Source organism: Brevibacillus daliensis (assembly GCF_021245735.1).
Classification (GTDB): domain Bacteria; phylum Bacillota; class Bacilli; order Brevibacillales; family Brevibacillaceae; genus Brevibacillus_B; species Brevibacillus_B daliensis.
This window is the reverse complement of sequence record NZ_JAJISB010000034.1, coordinates 71,188-79,539: the sequence shown is the minus strand read 5'-3', so window position 1 is coordinate 79,539 and position 8,352 is coordinate 71,188. Positions and strand designations below refer to the sequence as shown.

Genomic DNA, 8,352 nt, shown 5'->3' with positions numbered 1-8,352 from the left:
TGTACGTCAGATTATGCGTAGTGAAGTGCTAAATGAAAACATGAATGATTTTCTTCTGCTCGGGATGACACCTGCCGAATTACGTGAACAATCACATCATCCCAAGAGATATTTTGGAATGGATCATTTTCAACCTAGCTACGAGATGGGCGAAGCGGTTGTTGTTATAAATGCATTACGCACAATGACGAGAGAGACCGAGCTGTCGGCCTACCTTGCTTTTAAGCGAGAGCATGGCAGCATAGAACGCGAAGATATCATTCGAGTGCTGAATCGCCTTTCTTCGTTATTCTGGATCATCATGTTCAGAATTCGTGCAGGACAGTATGACTCATGAGGTGAGAATAATGAATCAGCAACTAGTTGAGAGCATCGTAAATGAAGTAGTAAAACGCGTGCAGGACGAGAAATGCGTAGAGATTGAAGCGTCTGGCAAGCATGTTCACCTGAGTCGCGAGGCCATTGACACTTTGTTTGGGAAGGGCTACCAATTGACCAAGGCTAAGGAGTTGTCTCAGCCTGGACAATATGCGTGCAAGGAGCGCGTAACATTAATTGGTCCAAAAGGAAGCCTACATAATGTAGTGGTTCTAGGTCCTGAACGCAAGGAGTCCCAAGTAGAAGTATCACTAACAGATACCCTGTCCCTAGGTATTAAGGTTCCCGTTCGCGAAAGTGGCAAGATTGAGGGTACACCTGGAGTAATCATTGCTTCTGGTTCCAATATACTTCGCCTGGAAAAAGGGCTAATTGTCGCTAAACGACACATCCATATGACGCCAGACGATGCCAAGAAATTTTATGTAGAAAACGGTGAAGTAGTGCAAGTTAAGGTATTTAGTAATCGACCGTTGATTTTTGATGATGTGCTTGTTCGTGTAAATCCTTCTTATCAGACTTACATGCATATTGACTACGATGAAGCAAATGCATGTGGCTTTGCCAAAGGAACCATGGGGAAAATTATAAAGCTCTGTAAGTAGGAGTGTGAAGCCATGAACAGAGATGGTATTCATCTTGAAGCTCTCGTACAAGCCGTTACGGATGAAATGTATAAAAAGCTGAAACTGCAAGACAATATCTCAAGAGGGATCAAAAAGAAAAAGTTGGTTATCATGTCTGTTGAATCTGAGTCCGCTTTAGAGGCCAGATTGGGCAAGCACTTTGATATTGCGTACTATAACGAGCAAACAAGAGCTGGGGATATCATTATTATCCCAACGATTTGTATCCAGCTGCTGTCAAATCTGGCTAACGGAATTAGTTCAGGTAATAGAGAGCGATACATCTTAACCATGCTTTTGAAGGGAAAAAAAGTGATCGCTTTGGATGAAGGCCTCATTTACCGTAAGTACAAGGAAACGGCTCCTAAACTACTGTATAACATGTATGCAACTTATACAGAGAAACTGGTGAACTATGGGATACAAATCGTCAAGGAAGCAGAGCTGCTACGCGCATGCTCAAATACTGATAGCGATCAGTCACGAGCAATCCTTACGAACTATTCACTATCAGAAAACAGGCAATCAGTTGGGCATAATCCAGCCACAATAGCCAGTACCAGTATAGTTACGGGTGCACCTGCAAGAGAAAAAACGGCAAATGAAGCGCACAATTTAGGACAAGCTGGATCAACTCGTTCGCTAGACGTGGATAAACCATTTTTACCTAGAGATATTATGAACAAGAAATTAATTACGGAAGCTGATCTAAAAAAATATTATTTAAATCAGATCAATGAAATTGTTATTAGTAAAAACAGCATTATTACACCACTTGCACAAGATTATTTGCGAACCAATCAAATGGTCGTGCACAGAAGATAGCGAGGTAAACCTATGATCGTGGGGACAGTAGTGGGACGCTTGTGGGCGACCCGAAAGGACGTCAAGCTGAATGGTCTGACTTTTTTGGTTGTGAAGCCACACTCGTATGGACAAGACCGACAGGAGAAATATTTTGTCGCTGCAGATAATACAGGGGCAGGTATTGGTGACACTGTTCTCGTAACCAAAGGCAGCTCAGCGCGGACCTCTATCTCCAACCAACAGGCGCCTATTGATGCCGTCATCGTTGGGATTGTAGATTCCCTCGACATTTGCAAGGAAACACCTAACGAATAAAGCTGAGAATGGGGACTAGCATATGTACCAATTATGCTTTCCCCTCCAGAAATCTAAAAAACACTTCCAGTGAGAATGGAGTAAGAGCCATGGGAATTAATGAAATTATTCTCTATATCATGGTGATTTTTATGGTGTTAGGCGCAATCGACAAAAGTATTGGTAACAAATTTGGATTAGGTGAGCAATTTGATGAAGGTATTATGGCGATGGGTTCGTTAACTCTGGCTATGGTGGGGATTATTTCGATGGCACCAGTTCTTGCCAAAATGCTAAGCCCCATAGTTGTACCTTTATATACTGCGCTTGGAGCCGATCCAGCGATGTTTGCCACAACATTATTAGCTAATGACATGGGAGGCTTCTCCCTTGCGATGGAATTAGCACAATCAGAAGAAGCAGGTTTATTTGCTGGAACTATCCTGGGAGCGATGTTTGGACCAACGATTGTGTTCATCATCCCGGTTGCTCTCGGTATTATTCAAAAAGATGATCACAAATTTTTGGCTACCGGTGTATTGGCAGGTCTGATCACAATTCCAATTGGTTGCTTAATCGGGGGTCTGGTTGCGGGCTTTTCCATTGGAATGATTCTCTCTAACCTTGTGCCAATTATTCTGGTGGCTGTGCTTATTGCAATAGGTCTGTGGATGTTCCCAAAAGGAATGATCAAGGGCTTCACCATTTTTGGTCAATTCATTATTATCCTTGCTACACTAGGTTTGGCAGCATCTATTGTTGAAGCATTAACAGGACTTGCCCTTATTCCTGGACTTGCACCTATCGACGAGGGAATTACGATCGTTGGGGACATTGCTATCGTGTTAGCAGGTGCATTCTGTTTGGTATTGGTTATCACCAAGCTATTTAATAAGCCGCTTTTGAAAATGGGTAAGCTACTCGGAATGAATGAGGTTGCGGCAGCAGGAATGATTGCCACTCTAGCAAATGTTATTCCGATGTTCGGGATGTTAAAGGATATGGATACGAGAGGTAAGGTCATTAATATTGCCTTTTCGGTATCGGCAGCGTTTGTACTGGGCGATCACTTGGGTTTCACAGCAGGTGTGGCAAAAGATATGATCTTCCCAATGATCGTCGGTAAGTTGGTTGGTGGTATCACTGCGATTATTGTGGCAATGTTCCTTTCTAGAAACATGATGGATGATAAAGCAGTGAAAGGCAAAAAGAAAGGGGCTGTGTAGGTTGGAGAACATCGATCGAAAAGTTCTAGAAGATCTTGTACGAAAAATCATTACAGAAAAAATGGGAGACACAGTCTCTCTTAGTGGAATTACGCATCGTGATCCAAGTGGAGTAACCTCTGTCAAAATACCAAAAGTAATGGTGGACGAGTCGAATCGATTAGATACCGGAAAAAGGGAAGATGTTGTCTATACCAAGGATGTATTTACTTTGGAAGAAAGTCCTCGCCTCGGTTGTGGCGTTATGGAAATGAGGGCTACTATCTTTGACTGGACACTGAACTACGACGAAATTGATTATGTAATTGAAGGTCGATTAGACATTATTGTCGATGGTCGTAAAGTATCTGCTGAAGCTGGCGAGATCGTTCTCATTCCGAAAAATACCAAAATCCAATTCTCTGTACCTGAGCATGCCCGATTTATTTATGTAACATATCCGGCTGATTGGGCGAATCAGGGATAAATAATGATGAGGCATCCCACTTCTTCGAGAAGAGGAATGCCTCATTATATCTTTTTTGGCGGCGTATTTTGGACTTTATTAACTACTGTAGTGGGCTAGCAGAAGAAGCACATTTTATGTCTGCGAACTCGTTAAGGTCCAGCGAGGGAGTTATGACTGCCCGCTACACAACAAAGAGTGCGGAAAGTGCAAAAGGAGGTAGATGCTATGTAGTGTCTCATGGGTTGCACTTTTTAATCCGCACTCTTTATTGTGTAGCTAGGAAGGACCTTAAATAGTCCTGGACAAAAAATGTGCTTCTTCTGCCAAGGACTTCAGGCGGTTAACAAACTAGAAACAAAACCAAAAGCATGAAAAAACAGCTTCTCTTTTCACACAGAGCGACTTGGCGAAGCCCATCTTAGCGGAGCACTATTCATCGGGAAAAAGAAGCGAGCCCCAGCAAGTCTTACAGTGAATACATCGTTGTGAGCTTCCTAGGGTGAATAGTGCGGAGAGGACAGTCTAACCCTCAGAGGGGCGAAGACTTTAAGCGACGGGTGAAAAGAGAAGCTGGTTTTCTCCACTATGGTAGGGAGAAGACGATCTTTTTTCACTGTAATAGAAGTTTTTCTTAATTGGTTATAGCAATACATAAAACCTAGTAAGTAGGAAATCCCCATGGGAATTTATCCGTATCTATGGTATAATTTGCTCGCGAAACTAACTGTAAGGAGCAAGATTATGGATAAAACATTGATCTTCGGACATAAAAACCCAGACACAGATTCGATTTGTTCTGCCCTTGTATATGCAGATTTGAAAACAAAGCTAGGAGCTACTGTTGAACCGATCCGCTTAGGAAGCATCAATGGGGAAACTCGCTTCGTGCTTGATTACTTCAAAGTAAAAGAACCACGATTAATGGAAAATGTTGCAGATGAAACATCAACAGTTATTCTGGTTGACCACAATGAGCGTCAACAATCAGCAGATGACATTGACCAAGTAACGGTAGTGGAGGTTATTGACCACCACCGAATCGCTAACTTTGAAACAAGTGGTCCATTGTACTATCGTTGTGAGCCAGTTGGTTGCACGACTACTATCCTGAAAAAAATGTATAAGGAAAATGGTGTAGAGATTCCTAAAGAAATCGCTGGATTAATGCTATCTGCGATTATCTCTGACACTCTTCTGCTCAAGTCTCCTACTTGCACAGAGCAAGACGTTGCGGCCGCCCATGAACTAGCTGAGATTGCAGGAGTCGACCTGCAAAGCTATGGTTTAGAAATGCTAAAAGCTGGTGCAGATTTAAGTGATAAAACAATCGATCAATTGATTTCTTTGGATGCAAAAGAGTTCCAAATGGGTGCCAATAAAGTGGAGATCGCTCAAGTAAATGCTGTAGATGTGAACGATATTCTAAAACATCAGGCAGAACTGGAAGCGGCTCTTTCAGCTAACATTGAGAAAAAAGGTCTAGATTTATTCTTGTTCGTGGTTACAGACATCCTGAACAACGATTCTGTAGGCTTAGCTCTTGGTCGTGCTACGAATGCGGTAGAAAAAGCATACAATACGACTTTAGTAGATAACAAAGCAGTTTTACCAGGTGTTGTTTCCCGTAAAAAACAGATCGTCCCTGTGTTAACGGATACTTTTAACCAACTGTAAGGTAACATTTAATTTCATTTGAAAGGTTGTCGGGTCTCTTCCTGACAACCTTTTATTACTGTAGTAGTCTTTAGTAATGAATTAACATCGCAGAGTTACTTTCTAAAAGGATGAAAAGAGAAGCTGCTTTTCTCCACTATGGTAGGAAGAAAACTCATAAAATATAAGGAGCATGAAAGATGTACCAATACACACTATGTTTTATCAAGAAAGAAAACCAGCTATTGATGTTAAATCGAAAAAAAACACCTCTTATGGGACTATGGCATGGAGTAGGCGGTAAAATTGAAAAAGGTGAGACACCATTAGCGAATATCATCAGAGAAATATATGAGGAAACAGACCTAGCTGTAGAAGGAAAAAAAATTATATATAAGGGGATAGTGACGTGGAATAACAGTGGAGTTGCAGGAGGAATGTATTTATTTATGGTGGAAATGCCTGCTGATTTCGAGTATCAAACCCCTAAAGAAACAGTTGAAGGTACACTTGATTGGAAAGATATATCATGGGTTTTGGATTCGAATAATCGGGGGATCGCTCCACAGGTGTTCAAATTCCTACCTGTAATGCTAGAAGAGAATGAGTGTTTTGAGCATGTATGTACGTTTGATAACGGTATATTACTTACATATGAAAAAGTGCCTCTTGCCTAATTGCGTAGGTACTTTTTTCAATGATCTTTCCTTCTAATTGTAGTCATTTTTCTGTTCCGCTAGGTAACGTAGAAATTTGACATGCTCCAACGCTTTTTGTTTATCTTCCTCGCTTAATTGCTCCAACTCATAAAAAAATAGACTCGTCAGGCTAGTGGATGTGGTGTTCGTTTTCGCAGATTGTGCCTCATTTGGTTGTTGCCCGAACAAGATGTAATCCGCAGAAACGCCAAGTGTCATGGCAAGCCGGGAAAGATCGTCATGACCGGGATTCGTATATTCCCGCTCCCAATTAGAAATCACCTGTGCAGATACTTTCACTTGTGAGGCAAGCTTTTGCTGAGTCCATTTTTTTTGTTTACGCAATGCTTTGATTCGTTGTCCAACAGATTCCATGATTCATCGCCCCCGAGTTTGATCATAACAAGAAGTAACGAATTTAGGTAGTTATCTAACGAAAATTGAGAAAAATTGAACATTCTATCTTGACAGTAACGTTTTACGTTAGTAGTATAAAAATAACGACTACCGTTAATTGGAAAAGGTGGAAATCTCATGGTGCATCAAAATGTGGAGCGTATTCGACGAGCAAAAGGGATTACGAAAACACATCTTGCGAAGAAACTGCACTTATCACTTCAAGGTTATCGGCATATAGCAGCGGGAAAGGTAAGACTGGATGTAGAAAGGCTACGCATCATTGCTCAAGTGCTAGAGGTTCATCCAGGTATTTTTTTTGATGATGTAGAAACGGAAACCGTTAGTGAATGAAGGATGAAAGGAGTGTTAGGCATGCAAGATACCCTGCATCCAGGTATGACTATCGGAGAGTTGGTTCGATCTAGAAGACTGGCAATTAATCTGACCCTGTCAGGTTTAGCAAGACAAGCCGGGATTAGTAAGGGAGTGATATCTAAAATAGAGAATGAGGAAACCAAGAAACCAGAATTGCGGACAATGACGACATTAGCCCGGGTACTCTTTATTTCCGTCGAACAAATTATTGAGACATATGTAGAAGTTGAACGTCGAAGAGAGGTATTACTTCAAATGTTAACACAAGCGATGGAGCTTCAAAACGAGAGACTCGTTAAAAAGGTGGCGCTTCGTTATTTGCAGTTACCCACAGAGGATTCATACGATTTAATGGCACAGCTATTTGGTGTGAGTAATGAAATAGATGATTTGGCTGTCCAAGAGCAATTACTTGAAGTAATCATTGGATATGCTCGTGAACATGGGATGCAACCCATGCTGGCAAAAGGACTATGGAAGAGGTTTATGTCAGCATTCTTAAGTCGAGGTCATTTTGGACAGTCTCACATTCAGCTAGACTCGCTGGGGGCTGAGTTGATTTACTATGTACACTTTTTATCCGTCGATAAGCAAAGGCAATTTTATTTCGGAATGGCAATAATCGCTTACGAACAAAAGAAGTATGATACCTGCCTAACTTATTATCACGAGGGAATAGGAGCGCAACAGGAAAAGGGTGAGGTAGCCATACCATCAGATAACGTTGAAACAGTAGCCATGAGGAAGTCTATCAGTAATGTTGTAGAGACGAATGCTACCAAGGCTGCGACCTTTTCACTACTTGCTCAAAAGTGTTATGAATCTGCAGAGTTTTACCTGCTTCAATTGGAGTCAATGGCTGATCAGAGTACGACAGAAACGATAAAGCTGGCCATAGGAATCATTCAAAACAGAAGAGATAACAGCAATGAGATACTACTTTCATTACGAAATGATCGTTCAGTACGCAATAAGACACTTCCTTTACATGCTGCTATTGAACTCATGCAGACTGCTCTTGCTCACAATGATCTCTCCTTTTTCGCAGAGAATATGGAACATGTGGAGCAGTGCTATCAACAACCAGTGAAGAAGATGACACCTATCCAATATTTACTATGGGGGAAATATTACCAGCTAAAAGGAAGGTATCTAATACGAAATGGTAACAAAGAATCAGGTTGGTCCAACTATTGCTTTAGCTTAGAAATGTATGAACAACAAAAAAATGATAGAGAAATATTGAATTGCATGTGGGAGATGTTTTCAATATCGGCTAAGAATGGAATCAAAACAGAATTAAAATCTGTTACAAAAAGGTTAGAAAAGAAGGAACAAAGAATTGATGATCTTCCCATTTGCTTATTACATGAATAGTAATCAATACACAATTCCCCTTACATGTATGGGGGCTTTTTTTCTGTGAAAAACGTCTCGACGTTTTTCAT

General features: G+C 41.1%; 11 protein-coding genes. 10 read left to right on the top strand and 1 reads right to left on the bottom strand.

Annotated features, from left to right (window positions below; genetic code table 11):
- From LM917_RS20175 to LM917_RS20140, 8 genes are all read left to right on the top strand, one after another.
- Nucleotides 1–337, top strand: a 337-nt coding sequence (locus LM917_RS20175) for a cobalamin adenosyltransferase family protein (RefSeq protein ID WP_507236593.1), incomplete at its 5' end; no start/stop codon positions are given.
- 10 nt (nt 338–347) lie between these two features.
- Nucleotides 348–983, top strand: coding sequence for an ethanolamine utilization phosphate acetyltransferase EutD (gene eutD / locus LM917_RS20170; RefSeq protein ID WP_232699511.1), 636 nt, complete (start codon nt 348–350; stop codon nt 981–983).
- 12 nt (nt 984–995) lie between these two features.
- Entirely contained in the window at nt 996–1,829 is an 834-nt protein-coding gene (locus LM917_RS20165; protein WP_232699510.1) for a TIGR02536 family ethanolamine utilization protein, read from the top strand.
- 12 nt (nt 1,830–1,841) lie between these two features.
- Nucleotides 1,842–2,126, top strand: a complete 285-nt coding sequence (locus tag LM917_RS20160; protein ID WP_232699509.1) for a EutN/CcmL family microcompartment protein — start codon at nt 1,842–1,844, stop codon at nt 2,124–2,126.
- A gap of 89 nt (nt 2,127–2,215) precedes the next feature.
- Nucleotides 2,216–3,331: an ethanolamine utilization protein EutH gene (gene eutH, locus LM917_RS20155; protein ID WP_232699508.1), complete on the top strand. Its 1,116-nt coding sequence runs from the start codon at nt 2,216–2,218 to the stop codon at nt 3,329–3,331.
- A 1-nt stretch (nt 3,332) separates the two neighbouring features.
- Nucleotides 3,333–3,797 carry a EutQ-related cupin domain-containing protein gene (locus LM917_RS20150; RefSeq protein ID WP_232699507.1) on the top strand — a complete coding sequence of 155 codons (465 nt, stop codon included), beginning with the start codon at nt 3,333–3,335 and terminating at the stop codon, nt 3,795–3,797.
- 723 nt (nt 3,798–4,520) lie between these two features.
- Nucleotides 4,521–5,453 (top strand): manganese-dependent inorganic pyrophosphatase, encoded by a 933-nt coding sequence (locus LM917_RS20145; protein ID WP_232699506.1) that lies wholly within the window; start codon nt 4,521–4,523, stop codon nt 5,451–5,453.
- Nucleotides 5,454–5,632: 179 nt separating this feature from the next.
- On the top strand, nt 5,633–6,109 hold the full coding sequence (locus tag LM917_RS20140; protein ID WP_232699505.1) for an NUDIX hydrolase: 477 nt from the start codon (nt 5,633–5,635) through the stop codon (nt 6,107–6,109).
- A 33-nt stretch (nt 6,110–6,142) separates the two neighbouring features.
- On the opposite strand, the gene LM917_RS20135 is transcribed toward LM917_RS20140, so the two are convergent.
- A complete protein-coding gene (locus LM917_RS20135) occupies nt 6,143–6,505 on the bottom strand; it encodes a helix-turn-helix domain-containing protein (protein ID WP_232699504.1) in 363 nt (120 codons plus the stop codon).
- Nucleotides 6,506–6,664: 159 nt separating this feature from the next.
- On the opposite strand from LM917_RS20135, the gene LM917_RS20130 reads away from it, so the two are divergent.
- Nucleotides 6,665–6,880, top strand: coding sequence for a helix-turn-helix domain-containing protein (locus tag LM917_RS20130; RefSeq protein WP_232699503.1), 216 nt, complete (start codon nt 6,665–6,667; stop codon nt 6,878–6,880).
- A gap of 21 nt (nt 6,881–6,901) precedes the next feature.
- Nucleotides 6,902–8,281 carry a helix-turn-helix domain-containing protein gene (locus tag LM917_RS20125; RefSeq protein ID WP_232699502.1) on the top strand — a complete coding sequence of 460 codons (1,380 nt, stop codon included), beginning with the start codon at nt 6,902–6,904 and terminating at the stop codon, nt 8,279–8,281.
- The last annotated feature ends 71 nt before the right edge of the window (nt 8,282–8,352 follow it).